This window comes from Chromobacterium subtsugae (assembly GCF_035919665.1).
Lineage (GTDB): Bacteria > Pseudomonadota > Gammaproteobacteria > Burkholderiales > Chromobacteriaceae > Chromobacterium > Chromobacterium subtsugae.
Genome location: NZ_CP142381.1, coordinates 3742570 through 3765225 on the forward strand (window position 1 = coordinate 3742570; position 22656 = coordinate 3765225).

At 65.6% G+C, this 22656-nt stretch carries 21 protein-coding genes; 10 read left to right on the forward strand and 11 right to left on the reverse strand.

Going from position 1 to position 22656, the window contains the following annotated elements; translation table 11 throughout:
- Positions 1–15: 15 nt before the first annotated feature.
- Positions 16–1353 carry an omega-aminotransferase AptA gene (gene aptA / locus U6115_RS17750; RefSeq protein ID WP_043575425.1) on the reverse strand — a complete coding sequence of 446 codons (1338 nt, stop codon included), beginning with the start codon at positions 1351–1353 and terminating at the stop codon, positions 16–18.
- Positions 1354–1452: 99 nt separating this feature from the next.
- Between aptA and U6115_RS17755 the strand changes: the two genes are divergently transcribed.
- On the forward strand, positions 1453–2361 hold the full coding sequence (locus U6115_RS17755) for a LysR family transcriptional regulator (protein WP_043575426.1): 909 nt from the start codon (positions 1453–1455) through the stop codon (positions 2359–2361).
- Positions 2362–2371: 10 nt separating this feature from the next.
- Here U6115_RS17755 and U6115_RS17760 read toward each other — a convergent pair whose 3' ends face one another.
- Genes U6115_RS17760 through U6115_RS17770 form a run of 3 tightly spaced genes read right to left on the reverse strand, consistent with a single transcriptional unit; the run spans position 2372 to position 4302 of the window.
- A complete protein-coding gene (locus U6115_RS17760; protein WP_146008455.1) occupies positions 2372–2662 on the reverse strand; it encodes a hypothetical protein in 291 nt (96 codons plus the stop codon).
- Positions 2663–2701: 39 nt separating this feature from the next.
- On the reverse strand, positions 2702–3052 hold the full coding sequence (locus U6115_RS17765) for a DUF1304 domain-containing protein (RefSeq protein ID WP_236849613.1): 351 nt from the start codon (positions 3050–3052) through the stop codon (positions 2702–2704).
- 38 nt (positions 3053–3090) lie between these two features.
- A complete protein-coding gene (locus tag U6115_RS17770; RefSeq protein WP_043575434.1) occupies positions 3091–4302 on the reverse strand; it encodes an MFS transporter in 1212 nt (403 codons plus the stop codon).
- Positions 4303–4460: 158 nt separating this feature from the next.
- Between U6115_RS17770 and U6115_RS17775 the strand changes: the two genes are divergently transcribed.
- The 5 genes from U6115_RS17775 to U6115_RS17795 all read left to right on the forward strand — a co-directional run bounded on the left by U6115_RS17775 (position 4461) and on the right by U6115_RS17795 (position 7301).
- Complete coding sequence (locus tag U6115_RS17775) at positions 4461–4979, forward strand: methylated-DNA--[protein]-cysteine S-methyltransferase (RefSeq protein WP_043575436.1); 519 nt, start codon at positions 4461–4463, stop codon at positions 4977–4979.
- Positions 4980–5134: 155 nt separating this feature from the next.
- Positions 5135–5398, forward strand: a complete 264-nt coding sequence (locus tag U6115_RS17780) for a hypothetical protein (RefSeq protein WP_043575438.1) — start codon at positions 5135–5137, stop codon at positions 5396–5398.
- Positions 5391–5630, forward strand: a complete 240-nt coding sequence (locus tag U6115_RS17785; protein WP_146008454.1) for a hypothetical protein — start codon at positions 5391–5393, stop codon at positions 5628–5630. The genes U6115_RS17780 and U6115_RS17785 overlap by 8 nt, the downstream gene beginning before the upstream one ends.
- Positions 5623–6525 carry a sensor histidine kinase gene (locus U6115_RS17790; protein ID WP_052258065.1) on the forward strand — a complete coding sequence of 301 codons (903 nt, stop codon included), beginning with the start codon at positions 5623–5625 and terminating at the stop codon, positions 6523–6525. Before U6115_RS17785 ends, U6115_RS17790 begins: the two co-directional genes overlap by 8 nt.
- A 29-nt stretch (positions 6526–6554) precedes the next feature.
- Positions 6555–7301: a LytR/AlgR family response regulator transcription factor gene (locus tag U6115_RS17795; protein WP_043575442.1), complete on the forward strand. Its 747-nt coding sequence runs from the start codon at positions 6555–6557 to the stop codon at positions 7299–7301.
- A 3-nt stretch (positions 7302–7304) separates the two neighbouring features.
- Here U6115_RS17795 and U6115_RS17800 read toward each other — a convergent pair whose 3' ends face one another.
- The 3 genes from U6115_RS17800 to ggt all read right to left on the reverse strand — a co-directional run bounded on the left by U6115_RS17800 (position 7305) and on the right by ggt (position 11299).
- On the reverse strand, positions 7305–8954 hold the full coding sequence (locus U6115_RS17800) for a methyl-accepting chemotaxis protein (protein ID WP_052258066.1): 1650 nt from the start codon (positions 8952–8954) through the stop codon (positions 7305–7307).
- Positions 8955–9131: 177 nt separating this feature from the next.
- Positions 9132–9566: a GNAT family N-acetyltransferase gene (locus U6115_RS17805; protein WP_043575444.1), complete on the reverse strand. Its 435-nt coding sequence runs from the start codon at positions 9564–9566 to the stop codon at positions 9132–9134.
- A 59-nt stretch (positions 9567–9625) separates the two neighbouring features.
- The gene (gene ggt, locus U6115_RS17810; protein WP_043575446.1) at positions 9626–11299 is read right to left on the reverse strand and encodes a gamma-glutamyltransferase; all 1674 of its coding nucleotides are present in this window, start codon (positions 11297–11299) and stop codon (positions 9626–9628) included.
- A 205-nt stretch (positions 11300–11504) separates the two neighbouring features.
- Between ggt and U6115_RS17815 the strand changes: the two genes are divergently transcribed.
- On the forward strand, positions 11505–12695 hold the full coding sequence (locus U6115_RS17815; protein WP_043575447.1) for an EAL domain-containing response regulator: 1191 nt from the start codon (positions 11505–11507) through the stop codon (positions 12693–12695).
- 8 nt (positions 12696–12703) lie between these two features.
- Here the strand turns inward: U6115_RS17815 and U6115_RS17820 are convergent, their stop codons facing one another.
- The 4 genes from U6115_RS17820 to U6115_RS17835 all read right to left on the reverse strand — a co-directional run bounded on the left by U6115_RS17820 (position 12704) and on the right by U6115_RS17835 (position 17849).
- On the reverse strand, positions 12704–13447 hold the full coding sequence (locus U6115_RS17820) for a copper homeostasis protein CutC (protein WP_043575450.1): 744 nt from the start codon (positions 13445–13447) through the stop codon (positions 12704–12706).
- 125 nt (positions 13448–13572) lie between these two features.
- A complete protein-coding gene (gene pflA / locus U6115_RS17825) occupies positions 13573–14352 on the reverse strand; it encodes a pyruvate formate-lyase-activating protein (protein ID WP_043575452.1) in 780 nt (259 codons plus the stop codon).
- 116 nt (positions 14353–14468) lie between these two features.
- Positions 14469–16796 (reverse strand): formate C-acetyltransferase, encoded by a 2328-nt coding sequence (gene pflB, locus U6115_RS17830; protein WP_043575453.1) that lies wholly within the window; start codon positions 16794–16796, stop codon positions 14469–14471.
- Positions 16797–17066: 270 nt separating this feature from the next.
- The gene (locus U6115_RS17835; RefSeq protein ID WP_047258338.1) at positions 17067–17849 is read right to left on the reverse strand and encodes a formate transporter FocA; all 783 of its coding nucleotides are present in this window, start codon (positions 17847–17849) and stop codon (positions 17067–17069) included.
- A gap of 1095 nt (positions 17850–18944) precedes the next feature.
- Between U6115_RS17835 and U6115_RS17840 the strand changes: the two genes are divergently transcribed.
- The 3 genes from U6115_RS17840 to U6115_RS17850 all read left to right on the forward strand — a co-directional run bounded on the left by U6115_RS17840 (position 18945) and on the right by U6115_RS17850 (position 22656).
- On the forward strand, positions 18945–20243 hold the full coding sequence (locus U6115_RS17840) for an HAAAP family serine/threonine permease (RefSeq protein ID WP_043575455.1): 1299 nt from the start codon (positions 18945–18947) through the stop codon (positions 20241–20243).
- Positions 20244–20451: 208 nt separating this feature from the next.
- Positions 20452–21852 (forward strand): L-serine ammonia-lyase, encoded by a 1401-nt coding sequence (locus U6115_RS17845; RefSeq protein WP_043575456.1) that lies wholly within the window; start codon positions 20452–20454, stop codon positions 21850–21852.
- A gap of 138 nt (positions 21853–21990) precedes the next feature.
- Positions 21991–22656 (forward strand): HAD family hydrolase, encoded by a 666-nt coding sequence (locus U6115_RS17850; RefSeq protein ID WP_043575457.1) that lies wholly within the window; start codon positions 21991–21993, stop codon positions 22654–22656.

A 22656-nucleotide genomic window follows, 5' to 3' on the forward strand; every position in this document is an offset into this window, starting at 1 on the left:
TTGGTGACAATCATTTCAGGCCAGCTTGGCCAGCGTCTCGCCGACGGCGTCGAACAGGCTGTCCAGCTCCTGCGGCGTGGTGGTGAACGGCGGGCCGAACTGCAGCGCGTCGCCGCCGTAGCGGACATAGAAGCCCTTGCGCCACAACGCCATCGCCGCCTCGTACGGCCGCACGATGGCGTCGCCGCCGCGCGGCGCGATCTGCACCGCGCCGGCCAGCCCGCAGTTGCGGATGTCGACCACGTGCGGCAAGCCCTTCAGGCCATGAATGCCGCGCTCGAAATGCGGCGCCAGTTCGGCGGCCCTGGCCACCAGGTTTTCGTTCTCCAGCACGTCCAGCGCCGCCAGCGCCGCCGCGCAAGCCACCGGATGGGCGGAATAGGTGTAGCCATGGGCGAACTCCACCGCGTACTCCGGCGTCGCCTGCGCCATGAAGGCCTCGTAGATTTCGCTGGTCGCCACCACCGCGCCCATCGGCACCGCGCCATTGGTCAGCTGCTTGGCGACATTCATGATGTCCGGCGTCACGCCGAAATAGTCGGCGCCGAACAGCTTGCCGGTGCGGCCGAAGCCGGTGATCACCTCGTCGAAGATCAACAGGATGCCGTGCTGCGTGCAGATCTCGCGCAGGCGTTGCAGATAGCCCTGCGGCGGCACGATCACGCCGGCCGAGCCCGCCATCGGCTCCACGATCACCGCGGCGATATTGGACGCGTCGTGCAGCTCGATCAGCCGCAGCAAGTCGTCCGCCAGCTCCGCGCCCTGCGCCGGCAAGCCGCGGCTGAAAGCGTTGGCCGGCAGCAAGGTGTGCGGCAGATGGTCCGCGTCCATCAGCGGGCCGAACAATTTGCGGTTGCCATTCATGCCGCCCAGGCTGGTGCCGGCGATGTTGACGCCATGGTAGCCGCGAGCGCGGCCGATCAATTTGGTTTTGGACGCCTGGCCCTTCAGCCGCCAGTAGGCGCGCGCCATCTTCACCGCGGTGTCGGCGCACTCGGAGCCAGAGTTGGTGAAGAATACGTGGTTCAGCGCGCCCGGCGCCATCGCCGCCACCCGCTCGGCCAACCGGAACGACAGCGGATGGCCAAACTGGAAGCCGGGCGAGTAATCCAGCGTCGACAGCTGGCGATAGGCGGCCTCGGCGATCTCCTTGCGGCTGTGCCCGGCGCCGCAGCACCATAGGCCGGACAGACTGTCGAAGATGCGGCGGCCTTGGTCATCGACCAGATAATTGCCTTCGCCGGCGACGATCAACCGCGGATCGCGCTGGAAGCTGCGGTTGGCGCTGAACGGCATCCAGTGCGCGCGCAGGTCGAGATGGGCGTATTCGGAACGGGTGGTGAGCGGGTTCATGTCGGGCACCTGTGGCGGGAGTATGGACACAGCATGCCGCGGACATTGCGTGAGTTAAATGCTATCTTTCTTATGTTCAGATAAATAAAAACTCAACTTATGAAACCCGCGCTGGGACAAGTCAGCGATTTCGATATCCGCCTGCTGCGGCTGTTCCGCGCGGTGGCCGAATGCGGCGGCTTCTCCGCCGCCGAGGGCGTGCTGGGCATCAGCCGCTCCGCCATCAGCCTGCAGATGGGCGATCTGGAAAAACGGTTGGGCATCCGGCTGTGCCAGCGCGGCCGCGCCGGTTTCGCGCTGACGGACGAAGGCCGCGAAGTGCTGCGCGCCAGCCACACGCTGCTGGCGGCGCTGGAGGATTTCCGCGGCGAAGTGAACCTGCTGCACCGCCAACTGCGCGGCGAGTTGAACATCGGCATCGTCAACAACCTGGTGACGCTGCCCAGGATGCGCGTCACCGGCGCGCTCAAAGCGCTGAGCGAGCAAGGTCCGGAAGTGAAGATCTCCATCGGCATGATGACGCCCAGCGACATCGAAACCGGCCTGCTGGACGGCCAGCTGCACGCCGGCGTGGTGCCGCTGATCCAGCCCTTGTCCGGGCTGGACTACCTGCCGCTGTACGACGAGCGCTCGCAGCTGTACTGCAGCCGCGAACATCCGCTGTTCAGCCGGCCCGACAATGACTTGAGCGAGGTGGACCTGGCCGCCGCCAACGCCGTCGCGCCCGGCTACCGCTTGCCGCCGCAAGCGCAGGCGCTGCAACAACGGCTACGCGCCGCCGCCACCGCGTCCGACCGCGAAGGCATCGCCTTTTTGATCCTCAGCGGCCGCTACATCGGCTACCTGCCGGATCACTTCGCCGCCGGCTGGGTGGCGCAAGGACAGATGCGGCCGCTGCTGCCGGACATCTGCCATTACGACGCGCCGCTGGCGCTGGCGGTGCGCAAGGGGCGCCGCGCCAATTTGGTGTTGGAGCGGTTTTTGCAGGAGCTGGAACACACAAGCTGATCCTGCGAAATCAAGCGATGAACTGGCAGATTCGCGCGACCAAGCGCTCCAGGTCCTCCGTCTTATACTCCAGGGTGGGTTCGAGATAGAGCTTGCCGCCGCGAGACTCCGCCACCAGCCACCGGCCGAACGAAAACAGGCCGAACAGACGCCGCCCCCGCCTCAGGCTAACCGACGCGATCTCATCCAGCGGCACGCGCCATCGCAAGGCATCGCCTCGGAGCACAGACAAGCCCTGCTCATCAAACACGACGCGCGCCGGCTTGAGCCTTCTGCCTGAAAACCGCCCCAAGATGCTCATTTCCGGAACCATCCGCCCTCCCCGCGACGCGCTCGCCGCTCAAGCCAGCCACAACAGCGCGATGCCCAGCGCCGCCGGCAGCCCCTGCACCAACAAAATGCGCCGGTTGACGGTGGCGGCGCCGAACGCGCCGGCCGCCAGCACGCAGGCCAGGAAGAACAGCTTGATCTGAAAGCCGCCCGCGCCCAGCCACAGTCCCCAGGCCAGGCCGGCGGCGAGAAAGCCGTTGTACAGCCCCTGGTTAGCGGCCAAAACCTTGGTGTCGCGCGCCCGCTCCGGCGTCAGCCGAAAGGTCTTCATGCCCAGCGGTTTGTCCCACAGAAACATCTCCAGTACCAGAAAATACCCATGCAGCAGCGCCACCAGCGCGATCACCGCATCAGCCGCCATCGCCATATCCGCCCCCTATCGTCGTCAATTTCCGCCTCTCAAATCCGCAATCCCTTGCCCGCCCGCCACGCCAGCGGCAAGGTCAGCAACAGCAGCGCCGCCAGCCACAGCGAGGCCACCGGCACGCCGACGGCGTCGCCCAGCCGGCCGAACAGCACCGGCGACAAGGCACCGCCGCCTATCGTCCCGGTATAGAACAGCGCGAAAGCCTGGTCGCGCCGGCTCCCCGCGCCGGCCAGCTCCGGCACCGCGCCGTACAGCACCGACGATGTGCCGTTCAAAGCCAGGCCCAGCAGCGGCAGGATCGCCATCGCGCCGAACAGCGGCAGCGCTACCGCCAGCGCGATCAGCAATGCGGTGGCCGTCTCCGTCAGCCACACCGTCCTCACCATGCCGATGCGCGCGCCCAGATAGCCGCAAAACAGTTTGCCGAACGCGCCGCCGACGAACAACAGCGCCAGCGCCAGGCCGATGCCGGCGCTGCCGGCGCCCTTGCTCTTCAGCAGGAAAGGCAGAAAGGTGAGAAAACCCATCCGCGCCGCGCTGTCCAGCACGCCGGTGAACAGCAGCGCGCGCATGGCACCGGCCGAGCCCTGGCCGGCCGCGGGCGCGGCCGCCTTGGCCTCGCGGCGCGCGGCATCCAGCCGCGCCGGGATCAAGCGCCACAGCGCGGCGGCCGCGGCCAGGCCCAGCAGGCCGGCCAGGCTGACCACCGCGCGCCAGCTCGCCACCGTCAGCAGCAGGCCGGCCAGCGCCGGAATCAGCGTTTTGCCGATATCGCCGGCAAAGTTGTACTGCGCCAGCGCCTGCTTGACGCCGCCGCCGGCCTCGTGGGAATCCGCCACCATCGCCGACGCCAGCGGATGCTGGACGCTGGCACCCAGCCCGCCCAGCAGCAAGGCCGCCAGCAACACCGCCAGGCCGCCGGCCTGGCCGGCGACCAAGTAGGCGATGCCGGCCAGCGCCGTTCCCGCCGCCAGCAGCCGTTTGCGCCCCCAGCGCGCCGCCGCCCGGCTGGCCAGCAATTGAAAGCCGGCCATCATCCCCGAGTAAGCGCCGCGCAGCAGACCGACCTGCGCGTAGCTGATGCCGAACTGCGCCTGCCACAGCGGCAGCAGCACGTACACCAGGTCGGTCAATCCGTCGTGCGCCGCATGGGCGCTGGAGGCGGCCAGCAAGGCGCGGGAGCGGCTGGGGTCATCGGCCGGCGGCGACTCGGCGGCCAAAGCGGCGCTTTTCGTATCGTTCATTCCAGAGATGGCGAGGGGAAAGACACCGCCATTTAATCAGAGCCGCCCGCGGCGGGAAAGATGACATTTCGCTGCTCGCCGGCGCTAGGCATCGCATGCTGCTATTTATTCTTCGCCGGATTTGGATTCCAATGGCGACAGGACAAACCGGACTCGCCATGACCACCACCTTCCCCGCCTCCCGCCACGGCCTGCTGGACACCCGCTTCGGCCCGGCGGCCGCCTGGCTGAACGCCGACGGCGCGCTGCTGCGGCTGCTGTTCAACCCGACGCCGCAACAACTGGCCGAGCACGCCTGCCGCCGCGACGACGGCGCGCTGCGCGAAGTGGCGCGCCAACTGGCCGAATACCAGGCCGGCGAGCGCCAAAGCTTCGAGCTGGCGCTGGCCCCCGCCGGCACGCCGTTCCAGCAGCAGGTGTGGGCCGCCTTGCGGCGCATTCCCTACGGCCGCACCGTCAGCTACGGCGAGCTGGCCTTGCTGCTGGACCTGCCCGGCGGCGCGCGCGCGGTGGGCCGCGCCAACGCCACCAACCCCATCGCGCTGATCGTGCCCTGCCACCGCGTGCTGGGCGCCGACGGCAGCCTCACCGGCTACGCCGGCGGACTGCCGCTGAAGGCCGCGCTGCTGCGTTTCGAGCTGGAGCGCAGCGCTCCGCCCGGCCTGTTCGCCGACTGAACGTCCCGCGCGCGCCGCGGCTCACCCCGCCGCGGCGCGCATTTCATCCACGCCAAACGCAGTTCATCCCCACCGCCGCGCAGTCCGTCGCATGTCGATATCGCCCCGATTCCCGCTCGCCTACAGTCACAACACAAACCAACCAGGAGAGCACCATGAACTACCAAGCCATCGCCGCGCTGTTGGACTCGCTGATCCAGCTCTGCCATCATATGCCCCTGTACTTCACCCAAGTCCTGGACTGGCTGTCGCAGCTGGAATGGGGCCGCTTCACGCTGTTCGCCCTCTTGGCCTCTCTCGCTGGCGGCGCGCTGATCGTGCCGGTCGTGCTGGCCTGGCAGGCGCTGGACTACTGCGTCGCCAAGCCGCTGGCCCGCCTGCACCGCCTGTCGCAACACAAGGAGGCGCATCATGGCTAAGCCGATGCTGCACGCCGCCGGCGCCGCGCTGCGCCGCGGCTGGGAACACCTCGCCGGCTACGCGGCGCGCACCGGCTGGGGCCGCTTGCTGCTGACGGCGCTGCTGGTGCAGATTCTGGGCGGCATGCTGCGGGTGCCCGCGCTGACGCTGATTTTGATTCTGGCCACCCTGCTGGCCAAGCTCCAGGCCGGCAAGAATGAGCAAAGCAAACAAGAGGCCCATCATGAATGAACGAGCACAAGCAGCTCCGACCGACGGCGACAGCGCGCTGCGCGGCATCGAACACTACTGGTGGCTGTTCGTCGACCAGGTGGCGCGTCTGGGGTGGGGGAGGCTGTTCATCGCCTCGCTGCTGGTGCAGACCCTGGGCGGCATCCTGAACGTCCCGCTGCTGACCCTGACGCTGGTCCTGGTCTCGGTGCTGGTCAAGATTCTGGCCAGCGGCAAGCGCCAGGCGGAGCAGATCGCCGACCGCGCCATCGCCCGCAGCGAGCGGGCCGAACAGCAAGCCGAGCTGGAAGCGCTGCAGCGCCAGCTGGCGGAAACCCGGATGGGCGCGCTGCAAGCGCAAATCGAGCCGCACTTCCTGTTCAACACCCTGTCCTCGGTGTGCCAGCTGATGGAAACCGCGCCGGAACGCGCGCTGTCGATGCAAAAGGCGCTGATCCGCTACCTGCGCTCCTCGCTGCCGGAATGGCGCGAATCGCCGGGCGAAACCAGCCTGGGCCAGCAACTGGAGCTGTCGCGCGCCTTTCTCGACATCATGCAGCTGCGGATGGAAGAGCGGCTGCTGGTGCGGCTGGAAGTGCCCGAAGCGCTGCTGCAAGCCAGGTTCCCGGTGATGATGCTGCAAACCCTGGTGGAAAACGCCATCAAGCACGGGCTGGAGCCCAAGGCCGAAGGCGGCTTCGTCGAAGTGCGGGCCAAGGTGCTGGACGGCAAGCTGCGGCTGACCGTGTGCGACGACGGCGTCGGCTTTCCCGACGAGCCCGGCCAAGGCATGGGCCTGGCCAATATCCGCGAGCGGCTGGCGCTGCGCTACGGCGCGGAGGCGGAACTTTTGCTGGAAGTGCGGCCCGAAGGCGGCACCCGCGCCACCATCGCGCTGCCGTTCGTGCTGGCCTGACCCTTGCCCCGAAACACTGGAGACCCCGCATGCCCCCTGTCACCGCCCTGATCGCCGACGACGAGCGCCTGATGCGCGAACAACTGACAATGGCGCTGGCGCGGGTATGGCCGGAATTGCAGGTGGTGGCCGAGGCGCGCGACGGCGCCGAAGCGGTGGAGCTGGCGCGCCGCCACCGCCCCGACCTGGCCTTTCTAGACATCACCATGCCGGTGCAAAGCGGCCTCGCCGCCGCGGTGGAGCTGGACGGCGCCTGCCCGGTGGTGTTTGTCACCGCCTACGATCAGTACGCGATCAAGGCTTTCGAGGAAGGCGCGGTCGACTATCTGCTCAAACCGGTGGAGGACGACAGGCTGGAGCGCACCCGCCAGCGCTGGCAGCAAAGGCAGATCGCGCTGCCGCCGCAATGGCAGGACACGCTGCGGCTGCTGGGCCGGCAGCTGGAAAAGCCCAACTACCTGCGCTGGATACGCGCGTCGGTCGGCAACAGCCTCAGGATGATCAGCATAGGCGAAGTGCTGTTTTTCCAGTCGGACGAGAAATACACCCGGGTGCAGACCGTCGGCTGCGAAGCGCTGATCCGCATGCCGATCAAGGAGCTGCTGCCGCAGCTGGACCCGGAGGAATTCTGGCAGATCCACCGCGCCACCCTGGTGCGGGTGGACGCCATCGATCAGGTGCGCCGCGACGAGCGCGGCCTGCTGCTGGAGCTGCGCGGCCACGACCAGCCGCTGGAGGTGAGCCGCAGCTACGCCCACCTGTTCCAGCGCATGTAGCCGTCAGTCCAGCTTGAAGGCCATGGTGGTCTGCTGCAGTTGCTCCGCCACCATCGCCAGCTCGCGGGTAGCCTGCGAGAACACATCCACCGCGATGCCGTTTTCCTTGGACATCTGGGCGATGGCCTCCACCCGGCTCGCCAGCTCGGTGCTGGCCTGGCGCTGTTCGCGCATCGCCGAGGCGATCTCGCCTATCGCGCCCACCACCTCCGCCGCGCTGGACTCCACCGTGCTGATGGTGGCCGAGGCGTTCTCCGCCGCCACCACCACGTCGGACACGATCTGGCGGCTGCCGCGCATGCCGTCCACCGCCACCCGCGCGCCGTCCTGGATCTTGCCTATCATGACGGTGATTTCCTGCGCCGACGTCGTGGTGCGCTCGGCCAGCTTGCGCACTTCGTCGGCCACCACCGCGAAGCCGCGGCCCTGCTCGCCGGCGCGCGCCGCCTCGATCGCCGCGTTCAAGGCCAACAGATTGGTCTGGTCGGCCACGTCCTTGATCACGGTGGCGATGCTGCCGATCTGCTGCGCCTGATCGGACAGCGACTCCAGGCTGTCGGCCGAACGGCTGACGCTCTCGTTGACCTTCTTCACCTGCACGGTGGAATCCTGCACGTCGCGGTTGCCGGCCTTGGCCTGCTGGCCGGCCTGGCTGGCCTGCTCGTTGGCCTGGCCGGCGTTGCTGGAGCACAAGTCTATGCTGACCGTCAGCTCCTCAATGGAAGCCGCCGCGCTGGAGGTGGCGTTGACCTGCTGGCCGATGCTGGCGCTGACCTGCTCGGTGGACGCCGCCAGTTGCTCGGACGTGGCCGCGACATTGGTGGCGGCGCGCATGATGTCGCCGACGGTCTTGCGCAGCCGCTGCTGGGTATCGGCCAGCGACTGCATCATCCCGGCGATCTCATCCTTGCCCTGCGGGCGGATTTCGCCGTTCAGGTCGCCATTGCCTATCCGCACCATCGCCTCGCCGGCGCTTTTCAGGCTGCCGACGATGCCGTTCTGGATCGCCAGGCCCAGCCCGGTCACCAGCACCAGGCCCACCACCAGCACCCCGATGGCCATCGAACGCACCCGCTGGTATTGCGCCTGGGCGTCGTCCAGCGCCTTGTCGGCCAGCTTGATGTTGATGTCGGACAGTTCCTTCAGGATGTCGTCGGCCGCGGTGAACAGCGGACGGCACTCCTTGGCCATGATTGACAGCGCCTTCTTGTTGTTCTCGCCGTTGCCGGTATCGGTGTAGCTAAGCTCGCGCACTTTCTTGCATGGCGCGTTCATCGCGTCCCAGGCGGCGTCAAAGCGCTTGAGCCCGTCCACTTCCGGCGGCGTCAGCTCGGTCTTGCGGTATTGGTCGAGAAAGCCCTTCATATTGGCCTCGAACTTGTCGCGGTTGACCTGCACCTGGTCCATCTGCGATTTTTCGCTTTCTGCGATGTAGCGGTAGTCGGAGCGGTTGACATACGCCGCCTGCTTGCCGGCCTGCCCCAACAAGTACACCGGTTTGAGCATATTGTCGTGCATGTCTATGGTCAGCTGGAACATGCCGCTCGCGCCCGTGATGCCATTGACGCCGATGATGAGGGCCGCGGCGATGCCGAGGAGGATCAGTCCGAAGATTTTGGCGCGGATGCTGAACTGGGCAAGCAGGTGAGTCACGATACGCTCCAACCACTTAATGTAGATTTACTTAAGTGTTTTAGTTGAAGCTAGAACCAATCACCAAGCATTACTTACCCGGACTTTCTCTTGCCGAATGAAAGCGGCGCGGCATGGCTGGCCGCGCCGTTTATCCAGGCTGATTGCGAGCCGGCCCCGCCACCGGCCGGCAGAGGCTCAGCCCGGCTCCGCGTCGAAACGCTTGTGGAAGAACACCCGGCTGTGGCCGGGCGGATAATCGGCCAGTTCGGCGAAGCGCCGGTAGCCCAGGCTTTCGTAGAACGCCGGTGCCTGGAAGGTGAAGGTATCCACCCAGGCGCCGACGCAGCCGCGCGCGCGGGCTTCCGCTTCGGCCTCCTCCATCAGACGCCGGCCCAGGCCCTGGCCGCGCGCTTCCGCCGGCGCCGCCAGCAGTTGCACGTACAGCCAGCCGAAACCGGTATGGCCCCATAGCCCGCCCGCCACTTGGCCGGCCTCGTCCTCCACCGTGATCACCAGCGGCCTGTTGTTGCCCGCCCCTGCCTGCGCCTGATTGTAGGCGATCAATGGCGCGACGATCGCCGCCCTCGCCGCCTCGTCGGCCACATCGCTCAAAACCGTCCGGTACCGCATGTCCCGCTCCATTCGTTTGCCCAGTCAATCTATCGCACTCGCGCCTTTGGCGCCGGCTGTCACTTCACCACCACGCCCACGCCGCGGCCGCGCGGGTCGGAAGCGGTTTCCGCCTCGTCGCCGTTCATTCTCACCGCCTGGATGTCGCCCATGCGCCAGCCCTGGTCCTTCAGCGTGTAGCCCATGGTTTTCAGCTCGCTGGCCGCCGCGCCGGCCAGCGGCGCGTAGTCGTCGTAGAAGATGGTGTCCTTGGGCAGCAGCTGGTGATGGACGCGCTGCGCCGCCACCGCCTGCTTCAACGGCATGTCGAAATCGTACAGATTGTTCAGCACCTGGAAGATGGAGGTGAAGATGCGCGAACCGCCCGGCGTGCCGATGGCCAGCGTCACCTTGCCGTCGCGGGTGACGATGGTGGGCGCCATCGACGACAGCATGCGCTTGCCCGGCTGGATGGCGTTGGCGTCCTTGCCCACCACGCCGAAAGCGTTGGCCACGCCGGGCTTGGCGCTGAAGTCGTCCATTTCGTCATTGAGCAGGAAGCCGGCGCCCTGCACCACCACGCCGCTGCCGAAGTCGAAATTCAGCGTGTAGGTGTTGGCCACCGCGTTGCCCCATTTGTCGACGATGGAAAAATGGGTGGTCTGGCGCGATTCCAACCCCGGCTTGACGTCCGGCGTCGGCGAGATCGCCCGCGGGTTGATCTCGGCGGCGCGGCGCTGCAGATAGGCGGCGTCGGTCAGCTGCGCGGTCGGCACCTTGCTGAAGTCGGGATCGCCCAGGTAGTCGGCGCGGTCGGCGAACACCCGCTTTTCGATTTCGGCCAGCAGGTGGATGTAGCGGGCGGAGTTGTGCGCGACGCCGGCGAAATCGGCGGCGCGCGCCTGCTTGATGGCCAATAGCTGCGCCAGCGCGATGCCGCCGGAGCTGGGCGGCGGCGCGGTGTAGACGACATTGCCGCGCCAGTCTATCCGGATCGGCTCGCGCCAGCGCGCGCGGTAGCCGTTGAGGTCGTCGGCGTCAACCAGGCCCTTGTCGCGCTTCATCTGCGCCACCAGCAGCCGGGCGGTTTCGCCCTGGTAGAAATCGGCCGCGCCGTAACGGGCGATGCGCTTGAGGGTGGCCGCCAATTCGGGCTGGCGGAAGGTTTCGCCGGCCTTCAGGCTGCCGAAATAGCGGTTGAAATTGGTTTTGCCGGCGAACAGCTGCGCCGCCTCGTCGCGGTACTGGTACTGCCGCGGCGCGACGGTGAAGCCGTTCTCGGCGTAGTTGATCGCCGGCGCCAGCAGCTGCCGCCATTGCAGCTTGCCGAAGCGCTGGTGCGCCTGCCACATGCCCATCACCGTGCCCGGCACGCCGGCGGCGCGCGCGCCCACCAGGCTGAGATTGGCCGTCACCTGGCCCTTGTCGTCCAAGTACATGTCGCGGCTGGCGGCCTTGGGCGCGGTTTCGCGGTAGTCGAGGAAATACGGCTTGCCGCCCTGGTACAGCGTCATGAAGCCGCCGCCGCCGATATTGCCGGCTTCGGGATAGGTCACCGCCAGCGCGAAGGCTGTCGCCACCGCGGCATCCACCGCGTTGCCGCCGTCCTTGAGGATTTGCGCCGCCACCGCCGCGCCGTATGCGTCCGGCGCCGCCACCGCGGCCTCTGCGGCGAGAGCCGGGCCGGCGGCCAGCAGCAGGCAGGGGCCGAGCGCCGCGATGTGAAACCAGCGGACAGGGGAACGGGCAAGCATGGCGTCTCCTTGGGATCGAACAGGCAATATCATGCTTATGCCATTTATCGCGTCAAGATTCCAGCCCCGCGCTTGAGCGCAGCGACGAAAAGCCGGCGAAAAATCTGGTGGCGGCACGCCGCCGCGCCTTATAACTCAGATAGCGGACGCCCCGCCCGGCCGGCCATCCCCATGCCGCCGCCCTCCACCATCGCCGGAGTATGCGATGCCCCGCCAGATACTGATCGCCGAAGACAGCCCGGGCCAGCTCCAGCTGCTGGCCGAGTTGTGCCGCAAGCTGCCGGACACCGAAGTGTTCGAGGCGTCGGACGGCCGCTGGGCGATGCAGATCGCCCAGCGGCATCCGCAGCTGGACCTGGTGGTCACCGACCTCAACATGCCCGGCATGGACGGCATAGAACTGGCGCAGGCGCTGTCGCACCGGATACATTTGCCGGCGCTGATGTTCCTCAGCGGCGATGTGCCGGAGCTGCTGGCCGGCTGTTCCCGGGCGGCCGAGGCGCTGGGCTTCTCCCAGATCGACAGCTGCGCCAAACCGATAGACCCGGACCGGCTGCTCGCCCGCGTCCATCGCCTGCTGCAGGGCTGCCGCCCCCCGTCCCGGCCCGACATCGCCATTGCGCTGACCGAAATCATGACCGGGCTGGCGCACAACCAGTTCTGCGCGTTCTACCAACCCATCTTCAACCAGCAAAACCACCGGGCGGGCCAGATGGAGGCGCTGGCGCGCTGGCGCCATCCGCTGCACGGCCTGTTGGGGCCGCAGCATTTCATCGACCGGCTGGAGCACGACGGCACCATCATGCTGCTGACCCGGCGCATGGCGCAGACCAGCCTGGACCTGCTCAGCCTGAACAGCTGGACCGGCGGCATGCGGGTATCCATCAATCTGTCGCGCAGCCTGCTGCACGACCGGGAGTTCTTCGACTGGCTGCAGCAGGAAGTGGAGCTGCGGCGCATAGCGCCTGGCCAGGTGGTGCTGGAAATCACCGAAACGCTGGCCTTCAACAATCTGGGCAACACCCTGGCCTCGCTGCTGCGGATGCGCATGCGCGGCTTCGAGCTGTCGCTGGATGACTACGGCGCCGGCAACACCACGCTGGAGCATGTGCGCGATCTGCCGCTGACCGAGCTGAAGCTGGACCGCAGCCTGATTCTGGACATACACCGCGACCGGCGCAGCCAGGGCATCCTGGCCAGCACCGTGGAGATGGGACGCCGGCTGGGCCTGAGAATGGTGGCCGAAGGCATAGACAACCCGCAGGACTTCGCCTATCTGCGCCAGCACTATCCCGATCTGGAGATGCAGGGCTTCTACCTGAGCCGGCCGATGTCAGCCGCCGAGCTGCCTTTGCACCTCAGCTGGAGCCCGGACGGCGATTCCGCCTCGGCCTGACAGCCGGCCTAGGCCTGCGCCGCCTGGCGCGCCAGTTCCCGGACCAGCTGCGCCGACGTCTCTTGCCGCGCGTACTCGTCGGCACCCGGCGCGCCCATGGACAAGCCCGACTGGCGATGGCGCATGCCGCTGGCCGCCGCGGCCCGCGCCGAGGCGTGAAACTCCAGGCAGCCGGTCTGCCGCCGCAAGGCGGCGATATTGTCGGCCCGCACGCCGGCGCCGGGCATCACCGCCAGCCGCGCGCCGGCCTGTTCGCGCAGCGCGCGCAGCAAGGCCGCGCCCTGCGGCGCCGCCGGCGCCTGGCCGGACGACAGCAGCCGGCGGCAACCGGCCGCGATCACGTCTTCCAATGCCCGCGCCGGATCGCGCGCCATGTCGAAAGCGCGGTGAAAGGTCACCGCCAGAGGCCCGGCCAGGCCGGCCAGTTGCCGGGTCCGCTCGACGTCGACATCGCCGTCGGCGGTGAGCAGGCCCAACACCACGCCGTCCACGCCCAGCCGGCGGCACAGCTCGATGTCGCGCGCCATCTGTTCGAATTCCAGTTCCGAATACAGAAAATCGCCGCCGCGCGGCCGGATCAGCGCGTGCAGGCCGATCGCCAGCCGGTCGCGCGCCAGCGCCAACGCGCCGTAGGACGGCGTGGTGCCGCCTTCCAGCAGGTTGTCGCACAACTCCACCCGCTGCGCGCCGCCTTCCTGCGCCGCCAGCGCCGACGCCGGCGAGCCGGCGCAGATTTCCAGAACGATATCCATCGCTTGCCTTTGCTTATTGAATGACCTGCGCCGCGGCGGGACATGCCTGGCCGCCATAACGCGAATGCCGCCGGCCCCATCCGAGGCCGGCGGCATGCGTCGATGGCGGCGCGGTCCAGCCCGCCTCAGGTTACCTTCATGCCGCGGCTGGCGAACAGCGCGCGCGCATGCGCCACTTGCCCGGCGGTGGGAATCGGCGTGTCGTTCAGCTGGTACTCCATCCCCAGCTGCGCCCATTTGTCCTTGCCCAGTTGATGGAAGGGCAGCACTTCCACCCGCTCCACCACGTCGCCGAGCGTGGCGATGAAATCGGCCAGGCGCTCGATGTCGGCGTCGCCATCGGTGAGGCCGGGCACCAACACGTAGCGTATCCACATCTTCTTGCCGAGCCGCTGCAGGCGCTGGGCGAAGTCCAGCGTCGGTTGCAAGGGCTGGCCGGTGAGGGCCAGATACTTTTCCGGATCGGAGTGCTTGATGTCCAGCATCACCAGGTCGACATCGTCGAACCATTCATCCGGCACCCGCTCGTGCAGGAAACCCTGGGTGTCCAGCGCGGTGTGCAGGCCGAAGCGCTGCTTGATCGCGTGGAACAACTCGCCGACGAACTCGTGCTGCATCAGCGGTTCGCCGCCGGAGATGGTGACGCCGCCGGCGAACTTGAGGAAACGGGCGTAGGAAGCGACTTCGGACAGCGCCTGCTCCACCGTCACCTGGCGGCCATTGTGCAGCTTCCAGGTATCCGGATTGTGGCAGTACAGGCAGCGGAACTGACAGCCCGAGGTGAAAAAAACGAAACGCATGCCGGGGCCGTCGACGCCGGCGCCGCTTTCGGTGGAGTGCAGATAGCCTATGGTTTCGGCCTTAACGCATGCTTCGGTGTGGTCTGCGGCAATAGGTGGGATCATGCCGTTTCTCCGGTGAATCTTGTGAAAAAGCGGGGCTTTCCTTCCGGACCGCCCCGCCATTGATGCGATGGTGTTTCCGCGCGGGCAAGCCCAAGAGCCTGCCCGCCCTACGCGTCTTACATCTTGCCGTGGAAGGTGCGGTTGATCACGTCCATCTGCTGCTCGCGGGTCAGCTTGATGAAGTTCACGGCGTAGCCCGACACGCGGATGGTCAGCTGCGGGTACAGTTCCGGGTGCTCCATCGCGTCCAGCAGGGTTTCGCGCTTGAACACGTTGACGTTGACATGGAAGCCGCCGCCGGCGATGTGGCGCTCGCCTTCGCAGTCGAACGGCGTGCAGTTGGCGCTGCTGAACTCGGTCGGGTGCGCGGAGCAGAAGCCGTCCAGGCAGTTGGCCAGGTTCAGGATGCGCTCTTCGGCGGTGTGGCCCAGCGCGTCAGGCGTGGCCGAAGCGGTCCAGCTGATGCCGTCCAGCGCCGAATCGTACGGCAGCTTGGCCACCGAGGCGCCCGCGGCGACGAAGCCCTTCACGTCGCGGCCGTTCATCGGGTTGGCGCCCGGGGAGAACGGTTCGCCGGCGCGGCGGCCGTCCGGGGTGTTGCCGGTCTTCTTGCCGTACACCACGTTGGAGGTGATGGTCAGCACCGACTGGGTCGGCTTGGAATCGCGGTAGAAGTACGGCTGGGCCTTGATCTTGTCCATGAAGGACTGGGTCAGCCACACCGCGATGTCGTCGACGCGGTCGTCGTTGTTGCCGTAAGCCGGGTAGTCGCCTTCGATCTTGTAGTCGACGGCCAGGCCGTCTTCATTGCGGATGATGTGGACCTTCGCGAACTTGACCGCGGACAGCGAGTCGGCGGCCACCGACAGGCCGGCGATGCCGCAAGCCATGGTGCGGACGATGTCGCGGTCGTGCAGCGCCATTTCGATGCGCTCGTAGGCGTACTTGTCGTGCATGTAGTGGATGCAGTTCAGCGCCTTGACATAGGTGGCGGCCAGCCAGTCCATCATCTTCTCGAACTTGGGCATCAGCTCGTCGTAGGTCAGCACGTCGCTGGTGATCGGCTCGAAACCGTGCGCCACCAGCGCGCCGGATTTCTCGTCGCGGCCGCCGTTGATCGCGTACAGCATGGCCTTGGCCAGGTTGGCGCGGGCGCCGAAGAACTGCATCTGCTTGCCGATCTTCATCGCCGACACGCAGCAGGCGATGCCGTAGTCGTCGCCCCAGTAAGGCAGCATCAGATCGTCGTTTTCGTACTGGATGGCGCTGGTATCGATGGACACCTTGGCGCAGAAGTTCTTGAAGCCTTGCGGGAATTTCACCGACCACAGCACGGTCAGGTTCGGTTCCGGCGCCGGGCCCAGGTTGTACAGGGTGTTCAGGAAGCGGAAGCTGTTCTTGGTGACCAGGGTGCGGCCGTCTTCGCCCATGCCGCCGATGGATTCGGTCACCCAGGTCGGGTCGCCGGAGAACAGCTGATCGTATTCCGGCGTGCGCAGGAAGCGGACGATGCGCAGCTTGATCACCAGGTCGTCGATCATTTCCTGAGCTTGCGCCTCAGTCAGCGCGCCGGCGGCGATGTCGCGCTCGATGTAGACATCCAGGAAGGTGGACACGCGGCCGAAGGACATGGCGGCGCCGTTCTGTTCCTTGACGGCGGCCAGGTAGGCGAAGTACACCCACTGCACCGCTTCGCGGGCATTGGCGGCCGGGCGGCTGATGTCGTAGCCGTACTTGGCGGCCATCTGCTTCAGCTCGTCCAGCGCGCGGAATTGCTCGGACAGCTCTTCGCGCTGGCGCATCACATCGTCGGTGAAGGTGGCGTTGTCCAGTTCATGGAACACTTGCTGGCGCTCGGCGCGCAGGAAGTCGGTGCCGTACAGGGCCACGCGGCGGTAGTCGCCGATGATGCGGCCGCGGCCGTAGGCGTCCGGCAGGCCGGTGATCACGCCGGACTTGCGGCAAGCCATGATTTCCGGGGTGTAGACATCGAACACGCCCTGGTTGTGGCTCTTGCGATACTTTTCCCACACTTCCTTGATCATCGGGTCCAGCTTGAAGCCGAAAGCTTCCAGGCCGTTCTCGACCATGCGCAGGCCGCCGTTCGGCATGATGGCGCGCTTCAGCGGGGCGTCGGTCTGCAGGCCGACGATCACTTCATTGGCCTGGTCGATGTAGCCGGCGTCGTGCGCGGTGATGGAGGAGCCGCGGTCGGCGGACACGTCCAGCACGCCCTTGGCGCGTTCCTGCTTCAGCAGCTCGCCCAGCGCGTCCCACAGTTTCTTGGTGCGATCGGTCGCGCCAGCCAGGAAGCTGTCGTCGCCTTCGTACGGCTGATAGTTCAGCTGGATGAAGTTGCGGACATCGACCTTGCTCTGCCAGTCGCCGGCGGCGAAATCGCGCCACGGGTTGGCTTGGGTAGCATTTTGAGTGATGGCGTCCATCTGGTGCCTCCTTCTTGGCTGATCCAGTAAGTGTTAGATATTGAACACATCGTACATTCGAATTCGAAAATTTCGCTTGATCTTAGTCAAGTCAGCCATCGCTTTCGGCGCGGTTTCGATCCCGCGGCGCAACATGCCGGATGCGTCAAATATCCTTATTTTCTCAATGGTTTATAGCAAAATCGGCGCAGTACGCCATGTACCGCGCCGACTACATTCGAAACCGAACATCCACATGCCATCCACCGGCAGGGATGCTTCCCTAAGGCATCAGACCGCCCGCAAGGTGTGACGTTCCAGCCGGAACACCACCAGGCCGACGCCGATGGCGCCGCCGACGATATTGCCCAGCGTGGCCGGCAGCATATTGTGCAGGATGTCGCCCCACGCCAACCCGGCCATGCCCTGCATCTTCGCCAGCGCGAAAAAGGCCATATTGGCGATGCTGTGCTCGAAACCGGAGAAGAAGAACACGAACACCAGCAGCATGATCACCAGGATGCGCGCCGCCTCGTTGGCCAGCCGCATCGGCACCCATACCGCCAGGCAGATGATCCAATTGCACAGCACGCCTTTCCAGAAGATCTCCATCGCCGGGGCATGCACCTTGTGCTGCACCACATTGAACAGCAGGTGGTCGGCCGGCAGCGCGCCCATGCCGCCCGCGCCCGCCAGCACGGCGACGAACAACAGCACGCCGGCCAGATTGCCCAGATAGACCATCGCCCAGCTGCGCAGCAGATAGCACAGCCGGCAGCGGCCGCTGAGCGCGCCGACGGTGAAGTACATCACATTGCTGGTGAACAACTCCACCTTGCAGACGATGATGCTGACCAGCGCCACGCCGAAAAAGCCGGCGGTGGCGATGTAATAGCCGGAGTCGCCGGCGGCGAAAAACACCTGGCCCAGCTTCAGGCTGACCGCCAGCACCACGGCGATCAGCGCGCCGGCCATCGCGGCGCTGAGGAGGTAGCGGCCCGGCTCGCTGCGCAGCGCCTGTTGCTTGCTGGCGGCCTCGTCGGCCACGTAGGCGAGAGTGGAGGAATGACTCATGGCGTTTGTCTCTATCAATATGGAAAAGCGGCAGGCAAGGGGCGAACCGGTTCCCATCTGGCGGCAGCCATTCGCATTCCTTGCAAATTAGGAAAATTCTATGTTCGTTTCCGTAAATTCGTGTTTGATAACCATCAACACAAGCCCGCCTTCCCATTCTGGATAAACCCGCCAGCCGCCACGACTTCCCCGCGCCCATGCCGCCCAATCCGCCCGCCGCCGGGCGAAACGCCGCCATGCGGCCGCCGCGAAAACGCCGGTGCCGTCGTTTTCATTGGCTTGCCGGCGGCAGCGGCGGCGTCACCACTTTCGGCTCATTTTTCCCCGCACCCCACGGAAAATTCGCATACGAAACATTAAATGTTCATTTGAAACAAAATATTTTCACATTCGAACATTAAATAGCCAGTATTCTTCATATTCAATCCTACTCCGAACAATTTCCAACAACGAAATCGCCCTGCCAGGTTCCGCTCGCCTGGAACCCAGCGCGCCGCCCCCCCCATCCGAATCCGTCAGATAATAGTCTTTTAATTTCATCAAGATACAATCCATTCACAATCGCCAGCCATTTGGACGCGGATCCGCGCCGCCGGATGCGGCCATGCCGAAATCGTCGAAGCCAGCCTGCCCCGCTCTCTTCCAGCCGCCCCGCGCCAAAATCGAGCAAAAACTCGAAGCAATGCCTCAACGCCGAACCCCACCATCACGGCTGTAAATTTTCACAACAAGGAATTTTATTAAAATTTAATGCCAAAAACCAAGATTAATAAAACTTAATTACTGGTTTTTGAAACAAAATTGCCAATTTATCTTTTTAGCATTTTAAAACCAGCATCCACGCCGGCCGCAATCCATGTTCGCTTGTTCGTTTAGATACAAATTTAACTTGATTAGAATCAACTGATGTTCTTAAATGTGTACCTTGTTAATTACAAAGCACTTACGATGAGCAGCAAGTCAGCCGGACACAGCGCGATCCGCTCAATCGCTCCCCGGCAAGCACCAAGCTTCTCTCGATGGCCGGCAGCCTGAAACGACTGCGGGAAATCGACTCGGTAATTGCAAAAACTTGTCTTTAGAAGGCACCACATCATGTCTCAAGCCATTGCTTCAACCGCCCCGCGATCCGGCTCCTCCGGCTGGACCAAGCACGACACCACCTGGATGCTCGGCCTGTACGGCACCGCCATCGGCGCCGGCGTCCTGTTCCTGCCGATCAACGCCGGCATCGGCGGCCTGTGGCCGCTGATGCTGATGGCCATCCTGGCCCTGCCGCTGACCTTCTTCGCGCACCGCGGCCTGACCCGCTTCGTGCTGTCCGGCAGCAAGGAAGGCGCGGACATCACCGAAGTGGTGGAAGAGCACTTCGGCGCCGGCGCCGGCAAAATCATCACCCTGCTGTACTTCTTCGCCATCTACCCGATCCTGCTGATGTACAGCGTGGCCATCACCAACACGGTGCTGTCCTTCCTGAACAACCAGCTGCACATCGAAGTGGGCACCGGCATCGCCACCCGCGCGGTGTTCTCGCTGGCGCTGATTTTGGGCCTGATGTCCATCGTGCGCCTGGGCGGCCAGATGATCGTCAAGGCGATGAGCATCCTGGTGTATCCGTTCGTGGTGGTGCTGATGATGTTGGCGCTGTACCTGATCCCGCAATGGAGCGACACCGCCATCCGCCACGCCGGCAGCCTGGGCGACGCCGTGTCCAGCGGCGCCTTCTACAAGACGCTGTGGCTGGCCATCCCGGTGATGGTATTCTCGTTCAACCACTCGCCCATCATCTCGTCCTTCTCCGTCGACCAGCGCAAGCTGCACGGCGATGACGCCGAGCAATCTTCCAGCCGCGTGCTGATCCGCGCCCACACCATGATGGTGCTGACCGTGATGTTCTTCGTGTTCAGCTGCGTGTTCAGCCTGAGCCCGGCCGACCTGGCCGCCGCCAAGGCCCAGAACATCTCCATCCTGTCCTACCTGGCCAACCACTTCCAGAACCCGGTGATGGAATGGGTAGCGCCTATCATCGCCATGGTCGCCATCAGCAAGTCCTTCCTGGGCCACTACCTGGGCGCGAAGGAAGGCTTCAACGGCCTGGTGATCAAGCAGCTGCGCCAAAGCGGCAAGACCATCGAATCGTCGAAGCTGGACCGCTACACCGCCATCTTCATGATCGTGACCTGCTGGATCATCGCCACCATCAACCCGTCCATCCTGGGCATGATCGAAACCCTGGGCGGCCCGGTGATCGCGATGCTGCTGTTCCTGATGCCGATGTACGCGATCCAGAAAGTGCCGGCGATGAAGAAATACTCCGGCGCCGCCAGCAACATCTTCGTGACGCTGATCGGCCTGATCGCCATCTCCGCCATCTTCTACGATCTGATCGCCTGATCGTAAGCCAGCGGGCCGCGCCCGCTCCTCTCCGCCCGGCGATACCGCCTTGCCGGGCCAGCAGGGGCGCCCGCGGACCCTAACACAGCCATCAGGAGGCCCGGCCGCGCCGGGCCCTCCGGAATCGCCCCCACTCACGTGTCGGCAGCCTGACAGGCCGCGGATCGCGCCTGCCTTCCTGCCGCACCCGCTTCAAAGAGGCAGCATCATGTTCAGCATGAGCGACATCTACAAAATCGGCGTAGGCCCCTCCAGCTCCCACACCGTCGGCCCGATGAAGGCCGGCCACCAGTTCCTCGGCGCGCTCAAGGAAACCGGCAAATTCAACCAGGTCAACCGCGTCCACGTGGACTGCTACGGCTCCTTGGCCCTCACCGGCAAGGGCCACTGCACCGACCAGGCCATCATCCTCGGCCTCGCCGGCAACCTGCCCGACACCGTCGACCCGGACAACTCCGCCAGCCTGCTGGCCGACGTCGAGCAAACCGGCCAGTTGACGCTGGGCCGCACCCACCAGCGCGTGGCCTTCGGCATGGACTTTCACACCGCCAACCTGCCGCTGCACGAAAACGGCATGCAGATCCACGCCTTCGTCGGCGACGAAAAAGTCCTGACCAAAACCTATTACTCGATCGGCGGCGGCTTCATCGTCGACGAGGAGCACTTCAATCAATCCAGCTGCAGCGACACCCCGGTGCCATACCACTTCGTCACCGCCCAGCAGTTGATCGACATGTGCGAAGAAACCGGCCTGTCCATCGCCGCGCTGGTGATGGAAAACGAGAAGGCCTTCCATGACGTGAAAGACACCCAGGCTCACTTCCGCCGCGTGTGGGAAGTGATGAAGGGCAGCATAGAGCGCGGCATGCGCACCGAAGGCAACCTGCCCGGCCCGATGCGCATTCCGCGCCGCGCGCCGGCGCTGCACCGGATGCTGACCAGCTCGCTGACCGTGGCCAAAGACCCGATGAGCGTGATGGACTGGGTAAACATGTACGCGATGGCGATGTCGGAAGAAAACGCCGCCGGCGGCCGCGTGGTGACCGCGCCCACCAACGGCGCCTGCGGCATCGTGCCGGCGGTGCTGGCCTACTACAACCACTTCATCCAGCCGCTGGACGACGACAGCTGTCTGCGCTTCTTCCTGTCCTCCGGCGCCATCGGCTGCCTGTTCAAGCTGAATGCGTCGATCTCCGGCGCCGAAGTGGGCTGCCAGGGCGAGGTGGGCGTCGCTTGTTCCATGGCCGCCGCCGGCCTGACCGAGCTGATGGGCGGCAGCCCGTCCCAGGTGTGCATGGCGGCCGAAATCGCCATGGAGCACAACCTGGGCCTGACCTGCGACCCGGTGGGCGGCCAGGTGCAGATTCCCTGCATCGAGCGCAACGCCATCGCCGCGGTCAAGGCGATCAACGCCGCCCGCATGGCGATGCACCGCGTCAGCAGCCCCAAGGTGTCGCTGGACAAGGTGATCGCCGCCATGTACGAAACCGGCAAGGACATGGACGCCAAGTACCGCGAAACCTCCTGCGGCGGCCTGGCCATCCAGATCAAGGTGGAGAGCAAGGTGGTGCCCAGCCAGGCCATCCGTTGGGTGGACGACGCCGCCTGAACCCTGCCGCATGACGCAAGACGCCACCCTCGCGGTGGCGTTTTTGTTTCGAGAGTGCCATCATGGCCTCTCCGCAAAACCATACGCATCGGTACAGTTAAGAAAACGGCCGATGCGTTTGACAACAAAGGCCCAGCCGTGAAAGCCAAAGCCGATTTCAGCCTGCTGTTCGACCTGGACGGCACCCTGACCCATACCGACGACCTGCATTTCGACGCCTTCCGCACCCTGATGGCCGAGCACGGCCGCGCGCTGGATCACGACACCTTCCTGCACCACATCGTCGGCGCCGCCAACGAAGCCATCATGGCCCGGCTGTTTCCCGACCAGCCCGCCCAACACCTGGCCCTGGCCGCGCGCAAGGAGCAGCTGTTCCGCGATTCCGTCACCCGGCTCGTCCCCACGCCGGGCGCGCGGGAACTGTTCGACTGGGCGGAACGCCATGGCGTCGGCATCGCCGTGGTCACCAATGCGCCGCGCGCCAATGCCGAGCTGATGCTGGGCGGGCTGGGCCTGGCGCAGCGGATAGACGCGCTGGTGATAGGCGACGAATTGGCCCACGGCAAGCCGCACCCGCTGCCTTACCAGACCGGCCTGGCCCGCCTGGGCGGCCGCGCCGAGCGCGCCTGCGCCTTCGAGGATTCGCCGTCCGGCATGCGCGCGGCCTGCGCCGCCGGCATCCACAGCTATGGCATCGCCGGCGCGCTGCCGCCGCAAAAACTGCTGGACGCCGGCGCGGCAGCCGTCATCGCCGACTTCGCCGCGCCCGAACTGTGGCGCTGGCTGGAGCGCGCGCTGGCCTAA